This is a genomic window from Solibacillus sp. FSL W7-1436, from assembly GCF_038007305.1.
Classification (GTDB): domain Bacteria; phylum Bacillota; class Bacilli; order Bacillales_A; family Planococcaceae; genus Solibacillus.
The window spans coordinates 1,016,173-1,038,354 of sequence record NZ_JBBOWV010000001.1 but is presented as its reverse complement, the minus strand read 5'-3'; the positions used below and the strand labels follow the sequence as shown (position 1 = coordinate 1,038,354).

Genomic DNA, 22,182 nt, shown 5'->3' with positions numbered 1-22,182 from the left:
CCCGCTATTTTACATAGCGGGCAGAAGTTATATTTGAAACTTATCGGCATTCATCTGGATAAATGTGACGAAACCGTTCAAGAGGACGTGCGCGATAATCGGTGTGAGAAGACGCTTTGTTTTATGATATAAAAATGCGAAAATCATACCGCAAATTGTATACAATAAAATGTGCGTGAAATCCATATGGATCGCAGCGAATACAATCGCACTGATTATGCTGGCAATCCAGAAATTATAGTTTTGTATAATCGAACCGAAAATGACACGGCGGAATACAAGCTCTTCCAAGACCGGTCCTAAAAATACAGTCGCAATGATCATTATCGGAGCTACCTTTGTGACACTCATAATTGCTTCGGTATTTTCAGAGCCCATGTCAATTCCTAAAGCAAGCTCGATGTAAGCACCGATTGTCTGGCCTAAAAAGACCAGGAAGAAACCGATAATCCCCCAACCGATAGAAGCACCAATAGAAGCCTTCTCTCCTTTAAATACATCCCAAAATTGCTTATTGCGGGAGATTAATATAAAACTCACAATAAAAGCAACCGCAAATGATATAGTTGACCACCAAGCAGATAATTTTATAAGTTTATCCTGCTCAGACATACCAGGAAAAAGTTGTAAAAGGGAATCTTTTAAGCCGGGTATGAATATAAGTAATAAGGCTGATAACTGACAGATGATATAAGTTATTAACACATAAAATGCGGTCTTCTGTGTTTTAAACTTATCTGATGAACGGGAAGTCACGAATGAAAAACCTTCTTTCTCTCTTACAGACTAGTAGAATTACACACCCACGAAATGCATGAGGTATGCTGTATCTTCTATTATAGAGTTTACTATGGACTATTATGAATGCCCCACTGTTATACATTTAACATTATTGTAGAGGAATTTGCCAATAAATCAAAATTTTTTAGTGCACATACTTGCAAAAAAATATGGAATTCTTTAAACTAATAAATGTGTTAGCACTCGACAAATGAGAGTGCTAAAAATAGAAAATTTTTTAGGAGGTTGTTTCAATTGTTAAGACCATTAGGAGATCGCATCATTATCGAACTTGTTGAGGTAGAGGAAAAAACTGCATTTGGTATTGTTTTACCCGACTCAGCAAAAGAAAAACCACAAACTGGTAAAGTAGTGGCAGTAGGTACAGGTCGTGTTCTTGACAACGGCACTCGTCTTGAGCTTGACGTAAAAGAAGGCGACGAAATTATCTTCTCTAAATTCTCTGGTACGGAAGTTAAGTACGACGGCGTAGAATATTTAATCCTGCGTGAGAGCGATGTACTTGCAATTGTCGGATAATTACAAAATCAAAAGAAAAATGCAGCTAGTTATACATACTAATCTTTGCTAGCTGCACATCTTCATAAACAATAAATTAAAAAATAGATCGTAAATATTAGGAGGAAAATGAATTATGGCAAAAGATATTAAGTTTTCAGAAGAAGCACGTTCATTAATGGCGGCTGGTGTAGATAAATTAGCTAACGCTGTAAAAGTAACTTTAGGTCCTAAAGGCCGTAACGTAGTTTTAGAGAAAAAATTCGGTTCTCCACTTATTACAAATGACGGTGTATCGATTGCAAAAGAAATTGAATTAGAAAATGCTTATGAAAATATGGGCGCTAAATTAGTAGCTGAAGTAGCTTCTAAAACGAACGAAATTGCAGGGGATGGTACTACAACAGCAACAGTACTTGCACAAGCGATGATTCGTGAAGGTCTTAAAAACGTAACAGCTGGCGCTAACCCAGTAGGTATCCGTAAAGGTATGGACAAAGCGGTTGCTGCTGCATTAACAGAGCTTCAGGCTATTTCACGTCCGGTAGAAAATAAAGAATCGATCGCACAAGTAGCGGCAATCTCATCAGCAGATGATGAAATCGGTCAATACATTGCTGATGCGATGGAGCGCGTAGGCAACGATGGCGTTATTACAATTGAAGAATCAAAAGGTTTTACAACAGAACTAGATGTAGTAGAAGGTATGCAATTTGACCGTGGTTATGCATCACACTACATGGTAACTGATACAGATAAAATGGAAGCGGTACTTGATAACCCATTCATTTTAATTACTGACAAAAAAATCTCTAACATTCAGGAGATTTTACCGGTATTGGAACAAGTGGTTCAACAAGGTCGTCCGATTTTAATTATTGCTGAAGATGTTGAAGGGGAAGCTCTTGCGACATTAGTAGTAAATAAATTACGTGGTACTTTCAACGCAGTAGCAGTAAAAGCTCCAGGTTTCGGTGACCGTCGTAAAGCAATGTTGGAAGATATTGCCGTATTAACTGGTGGTCAAGTAATTACACAAGATCTTGGTTTAGACTTAAAATCAGCTGATTTATCATCTTTAGGTCGTGCTGCGAAAGTTATCGTATCAAAAGATAACACTACAATCGTTGAAGGTGCTGGTAACACAGACGCAGTAGCGGGTCGTGTAAACCAAATCCGTGCACAACTTGCTGAAACAGCATCAGAATTCGACAAAGAAAAATTACAAGAGCGCTTAGCTAAATTAGCTGGTGGTGTTGCAGTTATTAAAGTTGGTGCTGCAACAGAAACAGAATTAAAAGAGCGCAAATTACGTATTGAAGACGCATTGAACTCAACTCGTGCAGCGGTAGAAGAAGGTATCGTATCAGGTGGTGGTACAGCACTTCTAAATGTATACGCGGCAGTTGAAAAAGTATTGGATCAAGTGGAAGGCGATGTAGCAACTGGTGTACGCATTATTTTACGTGCATTAGAAGAGCCAGTTCGTCAAATTGCTGAAAACGCTGGATTAGAAGGTTCAATTATCGTTGACCGTTTAAAACGTGAAGAAGTAGGTATTGGCTTCAACGCGGCAACAGGCGAGTGGGTAAACATGGTTGATGCAGGCGTAGTTGACCCGGCAAAAGTTACGCGTTCAGCATTACAAAATGCAGCGTCAGTAGCTTCACTGTTCTTAACAACAGAAGCAGTAGTTGCAGATATTCCAGAACCAGCAGGCAGCGGTATGCCGGACATGGGCGGCATGGGTATGCCAGGAATGATGTAATTCCATTAAATAACATTGAACGTTTTTCATAATACAAATCGGTTGTTTTGTTTATTAGCAAAACAGCCGATTTTTTTTTATACATTATTTTGTATTTTAATAATCGATAAATTATAATATGTAAAGGTTCCAAAAAAAGGGGGAATTGGATGAGGAAGTTTTCGGTTTTACTGACACTTGTATTGTTTTTACAACTCGTTTTACCATTGGCAAATATAGTGCAGGCAGAAGATGAAAGTAAGTCGCTTTACTATTTAGCGCTTGGTGACTCGCTCGCTGCGGGAATGAATGAAAACGGCGAAATTGGTTTTGGCTATGCAGACTTACTCGCTAAAAATTACCAGGAACAGAAAAGTGAAGTTATATTCAATAAAGGATTTTCTTATCCTGGGTTTACAACAGTCGATGTGTTAAAAGGTATTGAAGAAAACGTCACGAAACCTATTTATGATTTAAATGGTGTCTCGCAAAATAATGTAGCAATCAAGGAAGCTATACAGCAGGCAGACATAATTACACTGAGTGTTGGAGCAAATGATATTTTAAAAAATGTAAATCGCTCTGAATCCGGTGAATTCAGCTTTGATACATCAGGTGTTCTTAAAAGCATTCAGGATGTATCGGTGAACTATAAAAAGATTTTCGAAAGCATTTATAAAATTAATCCTGAAGTTAAGATGATTGTCATGGGTCTTTACAATCCGTTTCCTTATATTGAAGATCCTGCAATTCAAAAGCAGCTAAGCTTACTCGTGACGACTCTGAATAATTCAATGAAGAGTATTGTAGAAAATAATGGCGGCATATTTACTGAAGTGGCTGCACAAATCGCTGCGGATGCGAAAACGTATTTACCGAACCCTCAAAATATCCATTTAAGTGAAGCGGGTTATCAAGTCGTAGCGGATGCGATGTTGAAGAATTATTTGGATGCATTGATCAGAGAGGAAGATAATTCGGAAGGCGAGATCGTCAAAGCGCCATTTACTGATATTCAAAACCATTGGGGCAAAGATTATATTGATGCTGCCTATGCAAAAGGTATTATGAATGGATATGAAGATGGTACATTCCAGCCGAATGCCAATATGACACGTGCTCAAGTGATATCTGTCATTTCAAAGGCTTTTGGATTAACTGGAACAAACGAAGCTCCTTTTAAAGATATCAGTCATTATGCACAGCAAACTCAAGATGCAATAGCTGCTGCATATGAAGCGGGCTTAATTAAAGAAAATAACGGGTATTTTAATCCTCAAGGTAAAATTACACGTTCACAGTTAGCATTGATTTTAATGCGCCTTTCAAACATTCAGGCTGGTCAGCAGTATGTACCTGCAAAACAGGCACCTTTCCATGATATTGCAAATTATGACCGTGAAGCGCAGTTAGCAATTACCTTTTTATATGATGCGGGCGTAGTGCAGGGAACAAGTGCCACTACATTTTCACCTAAAGGCAATGTTACACGTGCTCAAGTGGCGAAAATTTTAGTACTTGCAGTAAATGAAAAATAAAAAACAAGCGTTAAATGGACGGGGATCCATTTAACGCTCGTTTTTTGCTGACGAGTAAACAAAAGCAAACTCGTCTATATCATTGCAAAAACGGGGATTTTTGCAAGGGGACACAATGTTAATTATAAACTGTAGCGGGTGCGGAAATTATTCTTTCCACTTTAACCCTTCAAAGAAACGATAAATTTCTTCAAACACTAATTCACGTTCTTTACCTAATGTTAATATATGTCCGGAATTAATGAAAGTTTTAACTGATTTAATTCGTGAATTTACTGAACTATAAATAAGGTCGGCGCTTTCACAATAATATTCATCATCTTCCAAACCACGTAAAATGTGGACTGGAGTCTTGATAACATTTAATTTTTCACTTGTTTCATTAATCATATTTTGTAAATAGTTTAATGAAGGCATTTTTACAAGCTCAGCAATTTTATTTCGGCTATCAACTGATTCGTCATAAGTGCCTGATAACTTTTTATAGTTAATAGCATAATCAATAATTCGATTTTGTAAACTGTCTGTTGATTTTGCTGTTGCTGGAGCAGACATAGTAACAATCGCTTTTGTCGGACGTTCTTCACCAAGCTTCAAAGAGAAGATACCGCCAAGAGAAACACCTGCTACTGCAATTTCATCATAGCCACGATTACGCAATTCATCATAGCCTTCTATAACACTGTCCCACCATTCTGCGGGTTGTGATTGAATTAATAAGTCAGGGCCACCACCATGGCCTTTATATAATGGTGCATGTACTGTATAGTTACGATCCGCTAAATACTTTCCTAAACGTTTTACATCATTTGTATTTCCGGTAAAGCCATGCAGTAATAAAACAGCACGTTTTCCGGATTCAATTGTAAAAGGTTTCGGCGCGATGAGTTTCATTGTCAATTAGACCCCTTTTTTTTATGTCAATTTTATAAAACTTCAAAAAAATGCTTGAAATCTTAAAATAATTTTGTTATGAAAAGCTGTTGTTATCGATTATTATAAAGGTATAAATATATAAGTACAATTTATTATTTTTATTATATTGATGCAAAAAAGTTATGAATGATGTGAGGTATGTAAAATGGAGATTGAACAGCTTCAATATTTCAAAACCGTTGCTACAATGCAACATATGACACGTGCGGCAGAAGTTTTGGCGATTTCCCAACCGGCGTTAAGTAAGTCGATTGCGAACATTGAACAGCATTTAGGAGTACCGCTTTTTAACCGTGAAGGAAGATCAATCTATTTGAACCGTTTTGGTGAGCTTTTCCTGCAAAGTGTCAATATCATTTTGGATGAATACGATCGTATTAAAGAAGAATTTGAAGATATTATTAAACCGGGTTCTGGAGAAGTGTCATTTGGCTTTATCCATACACTCGGGATGGAAATTGTGCCGGAACTGATTGCGTCAACAAGTGAGGCATTTCCGAACATGCAGTTTTCTCTGACACAGGCGACTTCGTTAAACCTGTTAAAGCGGCTTGAAGAAGGGGCCATCGATTTGTGCCTATCGCAAAAAATAGAATCCAGAGTAATTGAAATAGAGACCGAAGAATTATTTGTGGAGGAGCTGTTTGTCATTGTCCCGACAACACATCCATTAGCACAGCAAGATGCTGTTAAATTTGAGGATGTAAAGAATGAACCATTTATTGCGATTAAAAAGGGGAATTCGCTCCGACAACTGGTGGATGAGCTTTTTTTAGAGCGGGGAATTGCGTTAAACACAACATTCGCTGCCGAAGAAATGCACACAGTAGCAGGATTTGTCGGTGCGGGCATGGGGATATCCGTAATACCGAATATTAAAGGGCTTGATCATTATAAAGTAAAACGTTTAAAGCTTGATCCGCCATGTTTCCGTTCCGTCTGTGTTTCATGGGCAAAAAATCGTTATTTGCCTCCAGCTGTATCCGAGTTCAAACAGTATTTACTGGATTATTTTAAGCAAAAGGAGGAGTGAATGATATGGAGCACAACCAATTTAGAGCCTGGCTTAAACTGCAAGGAATCGAGCATGAGGAAAAGTGGCTGGAGCAATTTGACTCAGCATGTAAAGAGGACGGGCAGGCAATCGTAAATATCGCCCTGTTATACAAAGTTCATGGACAATATGACGAAATGTACGACTTGCTGAATAAGGCGGTTGAGCAGCAAAACAGAGAAGCTATGTATGAACTGGGAAACTGTTATTTTGAACAGCTTGGCGAAAAAGGGAGCGAGCACCAAGCATTTTTACTCTATCAAAGTGCTGCACAATTGGGTCACCCGGATGCAATGAATAATTTAGCAGATATGTATTTGAACGGTGAAGGAACAGCAGTTGATGAACAACGGGCGCTCAGCTGGTTCAAGAAGGCAGCGCAATTAGGAGTCGCCGAAGCAATGTTTACCCTAGGAATGATGTATGAACAAGGATTGGGAACGGAATGCGATGAATCCCAGGCCTTTGCTTATTATTCTTGCAGCGCAGAACTGCAGGATGTCGAGGCAATGTATCGCATTGGTATGATTTGTTTTTCAGGAGAACTGGGGCAACAGCAAGATCAGGAAAAAGCGGTGGAATGGTTTTTAAAAGCGAGTGAACAGTTCCATGTCGATGCAACATTTAATATCGGCTACTGCTATGAACATGGTTGTGGTGTCACCCGAAATAACGATAAAGCAATCCATTACTATAAAAAGGCAAGTCTACTTGGAGATATGGAAGCAACAAAAAAAATTGTAAACTACTATGAGTTGACGGACCCAGCTGAAGTAACCAAGTGGCGGGAAAAGCTAATAGTTCTAAATAACGATATAAATGAATAATAATGAGATAGAGACAATAAAAGTTTCCATTTTCTATCATCCTGTCATAATTTAGACCCATTTTATCTTGAAAAATAGGTTTAATTTTAGTGAAAAATAGGAAATATATTATAAGGGGAAAGTATTAAGAAGGGGGAATTTTCATGTTTATGTTTGCAGTCCACCAATTCTCTTCTGAACATAATGAGGATAGTAGTATTCAAAAACTACAGCAAATGCTATTAGAACAGCGAGAGAATTTGACGACGCTATGTACAATCGTAGAATATTTAAAAAGTTATATCCAAACAGGATTAGATCATAAAGATGTTGTTAAATACAAGCAAAAAATCCAAATGATGACGGATAAACAAGAAAAACGCTACAATCAGATTGATGAGCTTATCAATACTAATATTTTGGAATTGAAGAAGGGTAAAACAGCAGATAATACCGCACTTATATACGGGAAAGAAGTCCGGAAAATTGAATCTGGTGTTCGTACTTTAAAACTATTTGCGAGCGATGCGGTGAATATGTTAGATCTTAACAAACACTTGGAAAATCGCAGCAGTGAACGCATCCGTTATTTTGATAAACGCTCTATGTCTTTGGAAGCAGAAATTATTTCCCTAACAAAGCAACTATCTTATAAATAGTATAAGAAGCCGTCCTACCATAATTTCAGGTAGGATGGCTTTTCTTATGTGTTTGTGAAAATTGTAATACCCTACAGACCATATTTTGTATAAAAAAGTTTATACTTATAAAAGAGAAGTGATCGAAATAGGAGAGAATGGATATGAAAACAGTAGTAGTTGTAGGTGGCGGGATTACCGGGCTATGTACGATGCATTATTTAAAAAATAAAATGCATGAGCAAAACGTGGAAGCGCGGTTAATACTGATTGAAAAGAACGAATATTTAGGCGGGAAAATTCATTCCGAAAAGGATAAAGGCTTTATTATGGAAACGGGGGCTGACTCAATTGTAGCTCGCCATCCGGAGGTATTGAAGCTCGTAAAAGAACTTGATTTTGAATCAGAGCTTGTCTATAACGAAACAGGCATTTCTTACATTCATACGAATAATGAGCTGCATGCAATCCCGGCAGGATCGACATTCGGTATTCCGATGAGTGTGGAATCGCTCATGTCGAGTACATTAATTTCTGAAGAAGGAAAGAAGAGAGCACTTCAAGATTTAGAAATCCCGAATACTAGATTTACAAAAGAAAGCTCGATCGGTACGTTTTTGGAATACTTTTTAGGAGAAGAAATTGTCCGCAAGCAAATTGCCCCTGTATTGGCTGGTGTTTATTCAGGCGATTTATATCAATTAAGTCTGGCATCCACTTTGCCTTATTTAGTGGACTATAAGAACGACTACGGATCGATTATTAAAGGGTTCGAGGCACATCGTGAGCAATTCGAAAAAGCTGCGAACAAGAAATTTATTTCTTTCCGTTCGGGGTTATCGGCACTGATCGATCGTTTAGAAGAACAGCTGCCGGAAGTTGAATTCATGAAAAAGACAGTGACAAAGCAAATCAATAAATTAGGCGAGCAATATGAAGTCGTGCTGGAAGATGAAACAATTTTAGCGGATGTTGTTGTACTGGCGGTCCCGAATGAAACGGTACGCCAAGTCATACAGAATGAAGCGCTGGAAGACCAGCTGAAAAAGTTTACAACGGCATCCGCTTTAACGATGTATGTGGGCTTTGATGTACCGGACAATATTTTACCGGCAGATGGGACAGGATTTATCGTTTCGCATAATAGTGATTTAGTTTGCAATGCGTCTACATGGACGAGCCGTAAATGGAAACATACGTCTGCAGAAGGCAATTTACTCGTTCGCCTGTTTTATAAAAATATTAATCCGCATTATGAAGAGTTGGCAGCCATGTCTGATGAAGAATTGACGAAAGTCGCATTGGAAGATATCCGTCTCAGCCTGGGTATTGAAGCGGAACCGACAGTCGTCAATGTAACAAAGTGGATTGACCAAATGCCCCGTTATGATTTGGCGCATAATGAAGCATTATCGGAAGTTATACAGCAACTGGGAACAGATTACCCGAATGTTCTTTTGGCAGGATGTGCCTATTTCGGTGTAGGAATCGGTGCCTGTATTTCAAACGGCAAAAAAACGGCTGAACAGATTATTAGTCGAATTATGTAAAGAAATACTTCATTCAGCTAAAGGGTATTGACGGAACTATTAGATAACGTTATGATTCATTTAATTATTTTAAAAATTCATATTATTTTCTTATCAAGAGAAGTCGAGGGACTGGCCCGATGAAACTTCAGCAACCAACGTTAAGTCAGGTGCTAAATCCAGTGGCGGATGCCAGAAGATGAGAAGGGATTAAGTTGATAACTATTATGCCTTCTTTTATTTAATGAAAGAAGGCTTTTTTATATCGTTAATATACTGAAAATACTGTAAATGATGGAGTGAGGGCAATGGGTTTACTTGAAGAATTACAAACACGGGTTTTAACAGCAGACGGGGCAATCGGAACACTTCTTTATTCATATGGATTGGATTATTGTCATGAAGAGATGAATATTGCACGTCCTGATATTATAGAGAAAATTCATGGTGAATATATTGCGGCAGGTGCAGATATTATTCAGACAAATACATATGGAGCAAACCGGATTAAGCTTGCGCGTTATGGCTATGAAAATCGTGTGAAGGAATTTAACGAAGCTGCTTTAAAAATTGCAAAGCGTGCTGCTTCCCTGGATGGGCAATATGTTCTGGCGACGATCGGTGGTATTCGCGGAATCCGAAAAAGTGATGCGACATTAGACGAAATTTTAACTGCATTCCAAGAGCAGGCCGAAGTATTACTAGCTGGTAACCCGGATGGATTTTTACTGGAAACGTATTACGATTTTGAAGAATTATCGCACTGTGTCCATCTACTACGTTCAATGACTGATTTACCGATCATTGCCCAGGTGACGATGCAGGAACCGGGCGTCCTTCAAAATTTAATGTCTCTGAACGAAGCACTTCAGGATTTGGAAAGATTAGGTGCGGACATTGTGGGGAGCAACTGTCGCTTAGGTCCTTTCCATACGATTCAGGCATTTGAAGGAGTCAATTTACCGGATAAGGCTTTTTTATCGGCTTACCCGAATGCGTCATTATTGGATATTGAAGATGGCCGTGTTGTCTATGAATCGGAAACCGACTATTTCGCACGAGCAGCCGTTGAACTTGTAAACCAGGGAGTCCGTTTAATTGGCGGTTGCTGCGGAACGACCCCGAAGCATATTGCGGCTGTAAAAAAACGTTTGGCGAATATGCAGCCGATCGAAACGAAAGAAGCGAAACATGGGCAAACACAATTTGTCCGTATTCCGGAGCCTCGTAAACAAGAGCCGCTCCATGAAAAGGCTAAACGTGAACGTTCTGTTATTGTGGAACTTGATACACCGCGTCATCTGGAAATTGACGGATTTGTCGAAGGGGCTAAACAACTGGCAAAAGCGGGCGCCGATGTCATTATGATGGCTGATAACTCACTTGCTTCGCCGCGAATCAGTAATATCGCGATGGCTGCTATTTTAAAAGAGCATGGAATTCGTTCATTGCCGCATTTAACTTGCCGTGACCGCAATTTAATCGGGCTTCAGTCACATTTAATGGGACTTGATGCGCTGGAACTCCATGATATTCTTGTCATCACAGGGGACCCGACAAAAGTGGGGGATTTCCCGGGAGCGACGAGTGTGTATGATGTTTCGTCAATGGAGCTTATTTCTCTTATTAAACAGCTAAATAAAGGCGGTTCTTTTACAGGGAAATCGCTGCGCAAACAGGCGAATTTCTCGGTAGCCGCTGCCTTTAATCCGAATGTCCGCGTGCTGGACCGTGCAGTTGCCCGTTTAGAGAAGAAAATCGAGCATGGTGCAGATTACTTTATTTCACAGCCGGTTTATACGAAAGAAAAAATTATCGAAATCTATGAAGCGACAAAGCATTTGGAAACACCGATCTATATCGGGATTATGCCGCTTACTTCTTCACGCAGCGCGGAATTTTTACATCATGAAGTACCGGGCATTAAATTGTCCGATGAAGTACTTGCGCGTATGGCTGCCTGCGGGGATGACAAGGAAGCATCGACAGCAGAAGGAATCGCGATTGCGAAAGAGCTGCTCGATACTGCATGCAAATACTTTAACGGTATTTACTTAATTACACCGTTTTTACGCTATGATATGACGCTGGAATTAATGGACTATGTAAAACAATATGATGTGGAAAGTAAAGGAGTTCAGTCGAATGTATAATCACCCGATTCATGAGCAATTACAAAAAAGAATACTTATCATCGATGGTGCCATGGGGACGATGCTTCAGGCAGAAAACCTAACATATGAAGATTTTGGCGGAGAGGACTTGGACGGTTGTAATGAAAACCTGGTACTGACGAGACCTGATGTTTTGGGCAAAATTCACCGTGAATATTTAGCTGCCGGCGCAGATATTATTTGTACAAATACGTTTGGCGGAACACCTCTTGTTCTAGATGAATATGACTTAGGCGACAAGGCGGTTGACATTAATAAGCAGGCGGTCGAAATTGCACTGGAGGCAGCGAAAGAGTTTTCGACACCAGAATGGCCGCGCTTTGTTGCAGGTGCAATCGGGCCTACGACAAAAACATTGTCGGTAACAGGCGGTATTACATTTGAAGAGTTGGAAGAAAACTTTTATATACAGGCTAAAGCGCTAATCGAAGCTGGGGCGGATCTAATCTTAATGGAAACTTCCCAGGACATGCTGAATGTTAAAGCAGGAACGATTGCAATTCACCGTGCATTTGAGGAACTTGGCAAAGAGTTGCCTGTCATGATTTCAGGGACAATTGAGCCAATGGGAACAACGCTTGCCGGGCAATCAATCGAAGCATTTTATATTTCGATCGAACATATTAAACCATTGTCTGTCGGACTGAACTGTGCGACAGGTCCGGAATTTATGACCGATCATATCCGTTCATTGGCAGAGTTGTCGAATGGCTACATTAGCTGTTATCCGAATGCCGGCTTACCGGACGAGGAAGGCTGCTACCATGAAACACCGGATTCATTATCAAAAAAACTGCAAGGCTTCGCAGAAAAAGGCTGGCTGAATATCGTCGGCGGCTGCTGTGGTACAACGCCGGCACATATTGCGGCGATCCGTGAAGCGGTAGATGGCTATAAACCGCGTGAGCCGAAAGATGTAACACATGGACATGTCGTATCAGGTATCGAGCCATTGCAATACGATGAATCAATGCGCCCGTTATTTATCGGGGAGCGTACGAATGTTATCGGCTCTCGTAAATTCAAAAACCTGATCGTTGACGGCAAATTTGAAGAAGCAGCGGAAATTGCACGTGCACAGGTGAAAAACGGAGCACATGTCATCGATATTTGTTTAGCAAACCCTGACCGTGATGAAGTGGAAGATATGAAAAACTTTATGCAGGAAGTTGTGAAAAAAGTTAAAGTACCGCTTGTAATTGACTCGACAGATGAAAAAGTAATGGAAGTCGCACTGAAGTTTTCGCAAGGTAAGGCTATTATTAACTCCATTAACCTGGAAGATGGCGAAGAGCGTTTCGATGCTGTGATGCCACTTGTGAAAAAATATGGGGCATCGCTTGTTGTCGGTACGATTGATGAAACTGGAATGGCTATTACACGTGAACAGAAGCTTGAAGTGGCGAAGCGTTCTTATAAACTCTTAACAGAAAAATGGGGCATGTCAGCAGAAGATATTATCTTTGACCCGCTAATGTTCCCGGTAGGTACAGGTGATGAGCAATATATCGGTGCTGCTGAGGAAACAATCGAAGGAATTCGCATGATTAAGGAACATTTACCAGGCTGCTTAACAGTGCTTGGTGTAAGTAATGTTTCGTTCGGTTTACCGCCGGTTGGACGTGAAGTATTGAATGCGGTGTACTTATATCACTGTACACAAGCTGGCCTGGACTATGCGATTGTAAATACTGAAAAACTGGAGCGCTATGCATCGATTCCTGAAGAGGAAATCAAGCTGGCGAACGACCTGATCTTCAATACAAACGATGAAACGCTCGCTGTATTTACTGACTTTTACCGTGATAAAAAGAAAGATGCCGTCGTGAAAGAATTACCGGCGACAGTGGAAGAACGCCTTGCGTATTACATATTGGAAGGTACGAAGGAAGGGTTAATTGAAGATTTAAATGCAGCCCTTGAAAAGTTCGATACACCGCTTGATATTATTAATGGACCATTAATGGCAGGGATGGCGGAAGTCGGCAAGCTGTTTAACGAAAACCAGCTGATTGTAGCAGAAGTGCTTCAAAGTGCCGGTGTCATGAAAGCAGCGGTTGCTCATTTGGAGCAGTTCATGGAAAAAGGCGATACGAGTGCCAATAAAGGGACGATGGTATTGGCGACAGTAAAAGGCGATGTTCATGATATCGGGAAAAACCTTGTTGACATTATTCTAAGCAATAACGGCTATCGTGTAGTAGATTTAGGAATTAAAGTAACACCTGCACAGCTGATTGAAACAATTCGAAGAGAAAAACCCGACTTTATCGGCTTGTCAGGTTTACTTGTAAAATCGGCTCAGCAAATGGTCATTACTGCACAGGACTTTAAAGAAGCCGGTATCGATATTCCGATATTAGTAGGGGGCGCGGCATTGTCACGTCGCTTTACTGAAACGAAAATTGCAGATCAGTATGATGGACCGGTAATCTATTCAAAAGATGCGATGCAAGGTTTGGAACAGGCGAACCGATTGATGAATTCAAACGAGCGTGAAGTATTAATAGGAGAACTGCGTGATGCAAGAGAAAAACGTCTGGAATCGGATGCGAAGCGTGCAGAACGTCCGGCAGTGGCAGTTCTCGAAAAGCCGGTTCGAACAGTGGGAGATGCCGCTGTTTGGAAACCAAAAGATTTAGTACCGCACATTAAACCGGATTATTCGGTAGCTCATTTACATCCGTATGTGAATATGCGTACATTGATCGGTCATCATTTGGGACTTAAAGGGAACTTGGAGCAAATGCTGGCCGATCAGGATGACCGCGCTGTTTTACTGAACGATTTAGTGAATGGTTATTTAACAAGCGGCGGGTTGAGTGCTTCAGGAATGTATCAATTCTTCCCGGCACAATCAGATGGTGATGATGTTGTCGTGTACAGTCCGGAAGATGCAAAAACGGAGATTAAACGCTTTACATTCCCGCGCCAGCAAACAGCACCGTATTTATGTTTATCGGATTATTTAAAGCCGGTTGACAGTGGTGAAATGGACTATATTGCATTAATGGTCGTAACGGCAGGTAAAGGGGTAAGCGAAAAAGCAAAAGAACTAAAACAAGCAGGCAAGTTCTTGGAGAGCCATGCATTACAAGCGACTGCACTTGAACTTGCGGAAGGCTTTGCTGAGCGTATCCACCAGGAAATCCGTGACCAATGGGGCTTCCCGGATGCAACGGACTTTACGATGCGTGACCGATTTGCAGCGAAATATCAAGGACAACGATTCAGCTTCGGCTATCCGGCATGTCCAAATCTGGAAGACCAGGAGAAACTGTTCTCTCTATTGAAACCGGAAAAAATTGGCGTACACTTAACGGAAGGTTTTATGATGGAGCCGGAAGCAAGTGTGTCGGCAATTGTGTTTGCTCACCCGGATGCACGTTATTTTAATGTATAATTGATTAAAAAATACCGCTTTACCTTTTTTGAGGTAAGGCGGTTTTGCGACCTTTAGGAGGAAGAAATAATGATTCGACGCGCAACAAAAGAAGATATACCGACGATTTTAGAAATATTTAACGATAATATCCGAAACTCCACGGCGATTTACATGTATGAGGAACAAACTTTGGAAAACCGTTTGAGATGGTTTGAACAGAAGCAGGCCTCAGGTTACCCATTATTCGTATTTGATGAAGACGGAGAAGTAGCGGGTTATGCAACTTACGGGAGTTTCCGTGACTATCCGGCAAACCTTTATACAGTAGAACATTCGGTATACGTGCATAAAAATCATTATAAAAAAGGGATTGCCAGTAAACTGATGCACGCAATTATAGAAGAAGCAAATGCAAAAGGTATAAAGACGATGGTTGGCTGTATTGATAAAGAGAACAGCGCCAGTATTAAAATACATGAGAAATTCGGGTTTTCATACAGCGGAACAATCCGCAATGCCGGTTATAAATTCGGGAAATGGCTTGATTTAGTATTTTACCAATTGGATTTGGATGGTCCGAAAAATCCACAGGAGAATTAAAAAAGGAAACTAGTTATTACCAGGTCATATGACATCTGTCATAAAAAATATGTGATGTTTGAGCGTTTTATCATATCCCCTCTTTTTATATGATGATATTAAGAATTTTTTGTAGAAAGAGGGATCGACACATGGTAAGCACACATGCAGATAAAACAAAGCAACTGAGAAAAGATGTTGCACCGTTCGCAAAATCAGAAACGCGACTTAGTATTCAACAAATATTAAATACGCTTGTACCACTTGTATTAATTTGGGGTGCGGGTTATGTATTGCTCCAGTACTCACCTTGGTTAACGGCGTTATGTAGTATCCTAGCTTCAGGGTTTGTTATTCGTGTATTTATTATTTTCCATGACTGTACACACGGTTCATTCTTCAAAAGCAAAAAGGCAAATGCCATTATCGGAAATATAACAGGTATTGTGACATCGTTCCCATATGAAAAGTGGAAGCGCGAGCATACGATTCACCACGCGACAAGTTCAAACTTGGATAAGCGCGGAATTGGCGATATCGATATGCTGACAGTTGATGAATACTTGGAAAAATCAAAATTAAGTCGTTTAGGTTATCGTTTATACCGCAACCCGATTGTTATGTTTGGTTTAGGGCCACTATTTATGGTACTTATACTGAATCGTTTAAATCGTAAAGATGCAAAGCGTAAAGAGCGCTTAAACACGTATTTCAATAACATCGCTTTATTAGTTATTTGTACAACCCTTATTTTAATTTTTGGTTGGTCTACGTTCTTATTAGTTCATGGGTTAACATTATTTGTTGCAGGTTCATTAGGGATCTGGCTGTTCTATATTCAGCATACTTACGAAGATTCATACTTTGAAGTTGATTCGGAGTGGGATTATGTAAAAGCTGCAGTAGAAGGAAGCTCATACTACAAATTACCGAAAGTACTGCAATGGATTACAGGAAATATAGGTTTCCACCACGTACACCATTTGTCGCCGCGTGTACCGAACTATAAGCTGGAAGATGCGCATGAATCGATCAAGCCTCTTCAGCAGGCAACAACGATCACATTAAAAACAAGCCTGGAATCGATTCGCTACAAATTATATGATGCTGATAACTACCGCTTTATTACATTTAAAGAAGCGGCAGAACTTGAGGCAACACGTAACCGAACTGTTGCGAACTAACTTTATACAAGAATTAAGGTACCTCAATCTATAGCTTGAGGTACCTGTTTTATTATAGAATATAGGTAAAAAGAGAAGCGAGGCAATTATGCAAACATGGTATAGTATCATCCCGAAAAGTCCGATGTTGAGTATTTATATATGGATAATCTTTTGTATTATGCCATTTTTCTTCATTATCCAATCATTCACATTATGGCAGATTACTTTAGGCATCACTTTAATTTTATGTTATTTCTTATGTCATTATTTTTCATTCAGTGCCAGACCCGGGCTGAAATATATGTGGATCAGCTTTCAAATGTTGCTGAATATCGCCATGACACTTGTATTTGGCTACGTATATTTGGCATTGTTTACCGCGTTTTTCATCGGTAATATAAAACAGCCGGTTGGATTTTATATAATGTATGGCTTACATATAGGTTTTACCGTTCTTTCGATTGTCGGAGGTTATTTCATCTTCCTTGACTTATTTTTATCGCAAACACCATTTATTATTATTAATATGCTCGGTGTTGTCCTGCTGCCATTTACGCTCTTTTCGAGAACGCGGCGGGAAAACTTGGAAGGTGAGCTGGAAACGGCACGGGAACGTATTTCTGAATTGACGGTGATAGAAGAACGTCAGCGTATTGCGCGTGATCTACACGATACACTAGGTCAAAAACTTTCCATGATAGGTTTGAAAAGCGACTTGGCGGCTCGATTGGTTGAGAAAAATCCGGAACAAGCCATTATAGAAATAAAGGATATTCGTCAAACCGCGAGTGTCGCGCTAAAAGAAGTACGTGAGCTTGTAGCTGATATGCGTGCGGTAAGAGTGGAAGAAGAGCTTTTTCGTGTAGAACAAATACTAAAAGCTGCACAGATTAAACTGCGGTTAAATGGAGATAAAACTGAAATCAAAATGCCGATTTTAGCGGAAAACGTTATTAGTATGTGCTTGAAGGAAGCTGTTACAAATATCGTTAAACATAGTAAAGCGACGATTTGCCGTATTAGCTTTTATCAAAGTGATGATGAATTCAAAATGACGATTCAGGATAATGGGGTCGGCTTTGAACGCTCGAATACATTACTCGGTGGAAGTGGTTTAAAAGGGATGCAGGAGCGTATTGAATTTATCAATGGTTCACTTGAAATAGAGAGCGATGAAGGGACGACGGTCGTGCTGAAAATACCGTTGGCGATCACGCATCAAAAGGGAGAGAACGTGAAATGATTCGAATTGTAATTGCTGAAGATCAGGGAATGCTGCTTGGGGCGATGAAATCGTTGCTCGGCATGGAAGACGATATGGAAGTGGTAGGTCTTGCCAAAAACGGAGAAGAAGCCATTGAGATGGTAACGGAACTTAATCCGGACATTTGTATTATGGATATAGAAATGCCGATTAAAACTGGGCTGGATGCTGCCGAAGCATTAAGAGGAAGCGAATGTAAAATCATTATTTTAACGACGTTTGCGCGACCCGGTTATTTCGAACGTGCAAGAAAAGCAGGCGTGCGCGGCTATTTATTGAAGGACAGTCCGATAGAGGAGCTTGTCAATTCCATTCGGATTATTATGGATGGGCGTCGCATTTATGCACCGGAGCTAGTGGATTTTGTGTACGAAGACGATAGTGAAAATCCGCTTACGGAAAGGGAGAGCCAAGTGCTGGAACTTGTTGCGGAAGGGAAGACGACAAAGGAAATTGCCGCTGAACTATATTTATCGGCAGGAACGGTACGAAACTACATTTCCGTCATACTTGATAAGCTTGGTGTCGGCAATCGAATTGAAGCAATCGCACGCTTTAAAGAAAAAGGCTGGAATAAAAAGAAGATGTGATTGAAGAAGGCCTGTCATTAATTTAAATATTTAAAAACCCCTCTTATTTTGTCTGTGAACAAAATGAGGGGGTTTTTAGTTGGAAGTGCCCGTTATTTCTTTTTCGTTAATCGCCCTAGAAGGTATGCGCCTGCCGCTACTGCCAGTATTGTGTTTGTCTTTTTATTGAATACTTGTTTAGTAACGAGGCTGATGTTTTGCGGACGTTCTGCCAAGCGACGCATGAAATAGCCGTACCAGTCTTTGCCGTAGGGTACATATACGCATACTTGATAGCCTTCGCGTGCAAGTTCCAGCTGCAAATCTTTTCGGAACCCGTAAAGCATCTGAAACTCAAATTTTTCTTTTGGAATATCATATTGCTCAACGTAATATTTTACATGCTTAATAATATTATGGTCATGTGTGGCGATCGAAGTAAAATGTCCGTGCGCCAAGTGGTATTCAATCAGCTCAATAAAGTTGATATCAATATCCAGTTTATCCTGGTAAGCTACTTCTTCCGGTTCTTTATAGGCACCTTTTACAACACGCAGACGGAAATCTTTGAAGTTTTCAATATCGTCCTTTGCGCGGTGGAAGTATGCTTGAATGACTGTTCCTACATTATCGAATGATTTTGCGAGTTCATCCAGTATATCGAATGACGGTTGTAGTCGCTTATAATCTTCCATATCAAAATTGACGAAAATTCCGTATTCATGTGCGCGCTCCACAATTTCATATAAATTGTCGTAGCAGAAGTCGATGTCGATATCCAAACCTAGCTGTGAAGGTTTCAAGGAAATGTGTGCATCCAATTCTTCCACCTGAATGGCTTCGATCATAGCTAAAATTTCTTCTTTCGCTTGCATTGCTTGCGATTCATCAGTAACGAATTCGCCTAAATTATCTACAGTGCAAGAAATCCCTTGTTCATTTAATTTACGAATACTTTCGATTACTTGTTCAATAGTTGTCCCTGCAACAACGCTTTGTGCGCCCAACTTCAAACCATATTGCTGAGCTGCATTGTTAAGAGTTTGATTTTCGGATAATGAAATGAAAAAATCACGTAAAGCCATAAAAACATCTCCTTAAAATTCATCATTTTCTTAAAATTATACCATAGCGCTATTTTCGCGGATTACGAACAGCCGTCTTAATTAATACCCATTCTAACCTTCTGCAAGCGATGATTGAATAATGCAGGATGGGTAATTACTAATTGTTTTACTTCAAACGCTACGTTGTTAAAGTGAATGGCTTGTTCTATCCTATGTTGCTCGTTCACTGTCAATTTCTATATATTAGGATAATCCTATTGAGTAAAGAAAGCAAAATAACAAGGAGCTGTCTGAAAAAACTTTCAGAACAGCTCCTTGTTCAGTTTATAATTTATTGAAAGAATGGCTCGAAAATGTGTGGGGGGAGGGGGCACACATTTCGCTTTTAGCTCTTTGTGGAGCTTAAAGAATTCGGGAACCCGGTTTTAGTTTTAGACCCGCTGTCTTGTACGTTGGAAGGAGCAGGAACTCTTCCTAAGTTCGTTAGACGTTGGGCAAAACTGTCATTTGTTTTTGTAAGACCTTTAAAAGTTTCCTGCATTTCATAAGCGTATGCGCCATGTTCTGCAATATCCAAGCCTTGGACTTCTTCTTCATGTGCAACACGTAGAGGGACAAATAATTTAATAATATATGTTGCGATAGCAACAGTGCTTGCAGTCCAGGCAATTACTGCGACAACACCTAATGCCTGCACGCCTAGTAATCCGGCACCACCGCCGTAAAATAGACCGCCACCAGCAGTATCAAATAATCCGACAGCTAAAGTACCCCAAATACCAGCTACACCGTGCACAGCGACAGCACCGACCGGATCATCCACTTTTAGTTTATGTTCAATAAAGCGGACTGCTTCTACCAACACAACGCCACCAACAGCACCTGCAATGATAGATCCGACAATGCTTAAATTAGCAGCACCGGCAGTAATACTTACTAAACCAGCTAAAGCACCGTTTAGTGTTAAAGAACCATCGATAAAGCCATAGCGAAGACGTGTATAAAATGCAGTAGCAATTACACCGGCAGATGCGGATAAGAAAGTATTTGCAATAACACCAGGAACTAATGCCGGATCTGCTGCCAATGTTGATGCACCATTAAAGCCGTACCAACCTAACCAAAGGATGAAAACACCTAATGCGCCAAGTGGGATTGAGTGACCAGGAATAACGTTTACAACACCTTTAGCATACTTTCCGATACGAGGACCAACGATTGCTGCAACAACTAGAGCTCCAACAGCACCAGTTAAATGTACAACAGTTGAACCAGCGAAATCGACGAATCCTAAAGAAGTTAACCAGCCGTCACCTTGCCATACCCAGTGGCCGACAACCGGATAAATAATAGCAGTCATGACAATGACCAATGCCATATAGGCCATAATATTAGTACGTTCAGCAACAGCACCTGAGATGATTGTTGCACATGTAGCGGCGAACATTGCCTGGAATACGAAAAATGCGATATCATCTACACCACTTAATGCAAAACCGGAAGTGCCGATCAATCCGCCGGAACTTTCACCGAACATAATAGCGTAGCCGACTGCGAAGTAGACAAGACCTCCGATTGAAATTGTTAAAATGTTTTTCATTAAAATATTGACGGCATTTTTAGAGCGTGTAAACCCTGCTTCTACCATCGCGAATCCCGCATGCATGAAGAATACGAAAAACGCCCCAAGCATTACCCAAACTAAGTTAATCGATAATTCCAATGCTTCATTCGTCATTAAAAACTCCTCCTTTTAGGAATATTTTTTTAGTCAATTGCAATTGAGCCAAGCTCTTTTGTACGTATACGAATTGCCTGCTCTACAGGGTAAATGAAGATCTTACCATCACCAACTTCACCGGTAGAAGCTTCACGCAATAATACATCAATGATCGGTTGTACTTTTGCGTTGTCGACAACCATCTCGAGCTTGAGCTTTTGCGAAAATTCCATTGAAAAAGAGTTTCCGCGAAACAATCCGATTTTTCCTTCTTGTCGCCCAGCTCCGGCAATCTCGGAAATACTTAATCCATCGATTCCTTCAAGAGCTAACCCCTCTCGAACTTGTGCAAACACCTCAGGTCGAATAATCGCTTCAATTTTTTTCATGCTCAACAACTCCTTGTGTTATGTTATCTAACATGATAAATTGAATTTCTGTATAAATCAATAACTAATGTAAGGAAAATTAACATGTATTTTCGATTGGTTTAATCGCATTGTGAGATGATGTAAAAAAAAGGAAGGAGCAACAAGGTTTGAAGGACAGTTGAAATTCGAAATCATACTGACTGACGAAAGTTTTAAAACGTTTTTTATTTAGTCGAATGGGGAAAACTATACAACCAGCACAGCAAAATAACTGCCATGTAAAAGTAGGTAACATGGAAGAAAGAATCTTCATACTTCGAATTAATTGAAGATGGTGTAT

The 22,182-nt window shown here is 40.1% G+C and carries 18 protein-coding genes and 1 riboswitch; of the genes, 13 read left to right on the top strand and 5 right to left on the bottom strand.

Annotation, left to right across the window (positions count from 1 at the left end):
- Positions 1 to 27: 27 nt before the first annotated feature.
- The gene (locus MKX73_RS05175; RefSeq protein WP_340716584.1) at positions 28 to 540 is read right to left on the bottom strand and encodes a CPBP family intramembrane glutamic endopeptidase; all 513 of its coding nucleotides are present in this window, start codon (positions 538 to 540) and stop codon (positions 28 to 30) included.
- A 495-nt stretch (positions 541 to 1,035) separates the two neighbouring features.
- Between MKX73_RS05175 and groES the strand changes: the two genes are divergently transcribed.
- From groES to MKX73_RS05160, 3 genes are all read left to right on the top strand, one after another.
- Entirely contained in the window at positions 1,036 to 1,320 is a 285-nt protein-coding gene (gene groES, locus MKX73_RS05170; RefSeq protein ID WP_008408486.1) for a co-chaperone GroES, read from the top strand.
- A 115-nt stretch (positions 1,321 to 1,435) separates the two neighbouring features.
- Positions 1,436 to 3,067 (top strand): chaperonin GroEL, encoded by a 1,632-nt coding sequence (gene groL, locus MKX73_RS05165; RefSeq protein ID WP_340716583.1) that lies wholly within the window; start codon positions 1,436 to 1,438, stop codon positions 3,065 to 3,067.
- 149 nt (positions 3,068 to 3,216) lie between these two features.
- Complete coding sequence (locus MKX73_RS05160; protein WP_340716582.1) at positions 3,217 to 4,584, top strand: S-layer homology domain-containing protein; 1,368 nt, start codon at positions 3,217 to 3,219, stop codon at positions 4,582 to 4,584.
- Between the two features lie 147 nt (positions 4,585 to 4,731).
- Here MKX73_RS05160 and MKX73_RS05155 read toward each other — a convergent pair whose 3' ends face one another.
- A complete protein-coding gene (locus MKX73_RS05155; RefSeq protein ID WP_340716581.1) occupies positions 4,732 to 5,478 on the bottom strand; it encodes an alpha/beta hydrolase in 747 nt (248 codons plus the stop codon).
- Positions 5,479 to 5,665: 187 nt separating this feature from the next.
- Between MKX73_RS05155 and MKX73_RS05150 the strand changes: the two genes are divergently transcribed.
- The 10 genes from MKX73_RS05150 (at position 5,666) to MKX73_RS05105 (ending at position 18,705) form a co-directional block, all read left to right on the top strand.
- The gene (locus MKX73_RS05150) at positions 5,666 to 6,553 is read left to right on the top strand and encodes a LysR family transcriptional regulator (RefSeq protein WP_340716580.1); all 888 of its coding nucleotides are present in this window, start codon (positions 5,666 to 5,668) and stop codon (positions 6,551 to 6,553) included.
- A 5-nt stretch (positions 6,554 to 6,558) separates the two neighbouring features.
- Positions 6,559 to 7,401 carry a tetratricopeptide repeat protein gene (locus MKX73_RS05145; RefSeq protein ID WP_340716579.1) on the top strand — a complete coding sequence of 281 codons (843 nt, stop codon included), beginning with the start codon at positions 6,559 to 6,561 and terminating at the stop codon, positions 7,399 to 7,401.
- A gap of 143 nt (positions 7,402 to 7,544) precedes the next feature.
- On the top strand, positions 7,545 to 8,039 hold the full coding sequence (locus tag MKX73_RS05140; protein ID WP_340716578.1) for a chemotaxis protein: 495 nt from the start codon (positions 7,545 to 7,547) through the stop codon (positions 8,037 to 8,039).
- A gap of 143 nt (positions 8,040 to 8,182) precedes the next feature.
- Positions 8,183 to 9,568 carry a protoporphyrinogen oxidase gene (gene hemG / locus MKX73_RS05135; protein ID WP_340716577.1) on the top strand — a complete coding sequence of 462 codons (1,386 nt, stop codon included), beginning with the start codon at positions 8,183 to 8,185 and terminating at the stop codon, positions 9,566 to 9,568.
- Between the two features lie 87 nt (positions 9,569 to 9,655).
- Positions 9,656 to 9,753: riboswitch (SAM riboswitch) on the top strand.
- Between the two features lie 102 nt (positions 9,754 to 9,855).
- On the top strand, positions 9,856 to 11,700 hold the full coding sequence (locus tag MKX73_RS05130; RefSeq protein ID WP_340716576.1) for a bifunctional homocysteine S-methyltransferase/methylenetetrahydrofolate reductase: 1,845 nt from the start codon (positions 9,856 to 9,858) through the stop codon (positions 11,698 to 11,700).
- Positions 11,693 to 15,124 carry a methionine synthase gene (metH, locus tag MKX73_RS05125; RefSeq protein ID WP_340716575.1) on the top strand — a complete coding sequence of 1,144 codons (3,432 nt, stop codon included), beginning with the start codon at positions 11,693 to 11,695 and terminating at the stop codon, positions 15,122 to 15,124. The genes MKX73_RS05130 and metH overlap by 8 nt, the downstream gene beginning before the upstream one ends.
- A 69-nt stretch (positions 15,125 to 15,193) precedes the next feature.
- Positions 15,194 to 15,706 carry a GNAT family N-acetyltransferase gene (locus tag MKX73_RS05120; protein ID WP_340716574.1) on the top strand — a complete coding sequence of 171 codons (513 nt, stop codon included), beginning with the start codon at positions 15,194 to 15,196 and terminating at the stop codon, positions 15,704 to 15,706.
- Positions 15,707 to 15,837: 131 nt separating this feature from the next.
- Complete coding sequence (locus MKX73_RS05115) at positions 15,838 to 16,869, top strand: fatty acid desaturase (protein WP_340716573.1); 1,032 nt, start codon at positions 15,838 to 15,840, stop codon at positions 16,867 to 16,869.
- Positions 16,870 to 16,957: 88 nt separating this feature from the next.
- Entirely contained in the window at positions 16,958 to 18,094 is a 1,137-nt protein-coding gene (locus MKX73_RS05110) for a sensor histidine kinase (RefSeq protein WP_340716572.1), read from the top strand.
- Complete coding sequence (locus MKX73_RS05105; protein ID WP_339173958.1) at positions 18,091 to 18,705, top strand: response regulator transcription factor; 615 nt, start codon at positions 18,091 to 18,093, stop codon at positions 18,703 to 18,705. The genes MKX73_RS05110 and MKX73_RS05105 overlap by 4 nt, the downstream gene beginning before the upstream one ends.
- A 92-nt stretch (positions 18,706 to 18,797) precedes the next feature.
- Here the strand turns inward: MKX73_RS05105 and MKX73_RS05100 are convergent, their stop codons facing one another.
- The 3 genes from MKX73_RS05100 to MKX73_RS05090 all read right to left on the bottom strand — a co-directional run bounded on the left by MKX73_RS05100 (position 18,798) and on the right by MKX73_RS05090 (position 21,860).
- Positions 18,798 to 19,769, bottom strand: coding sequence for a proline dehydrogenase family protein (locus tag MKX73_RS05100; protein ID WP_340716571.1), 972 nt, complete (start codon positions 19,767 to 19,769; stop codon positions 18,798 to 18,800).
- Positions 19,770 to 20,136: 367 nt separating this feature from the next.
- On the bottom strand, positions 20,137 to 21,489 hold the full coding sequence (locus MKX73_RS05095; RefSeq protein ID WP_340716570.1) for an ammonium transporter: 1,353 nt from the start codon (positions 21,487 to 21,489) through the stop codon (positions 20,137 to 20,139).
- A 29-nt stretch (positions 21,490 to 21,518) separates the two neighbouring features.
- Positions 21,519 to 21,860 carry a P-II family nitrogen regulator gene (locus MKX73_RS05090; protein ID WP_079523171.1) on the bottom strand — a complete coding sequence of 114 codons (342 nt, stop codon included), beginning with the start codon at positions 21,858 to 21,860 and terminating at the stop codon, positions 21,519 to 21,521.
- Positions 21,861 to 22,182 lie beyond the last annotated feature (322 nt).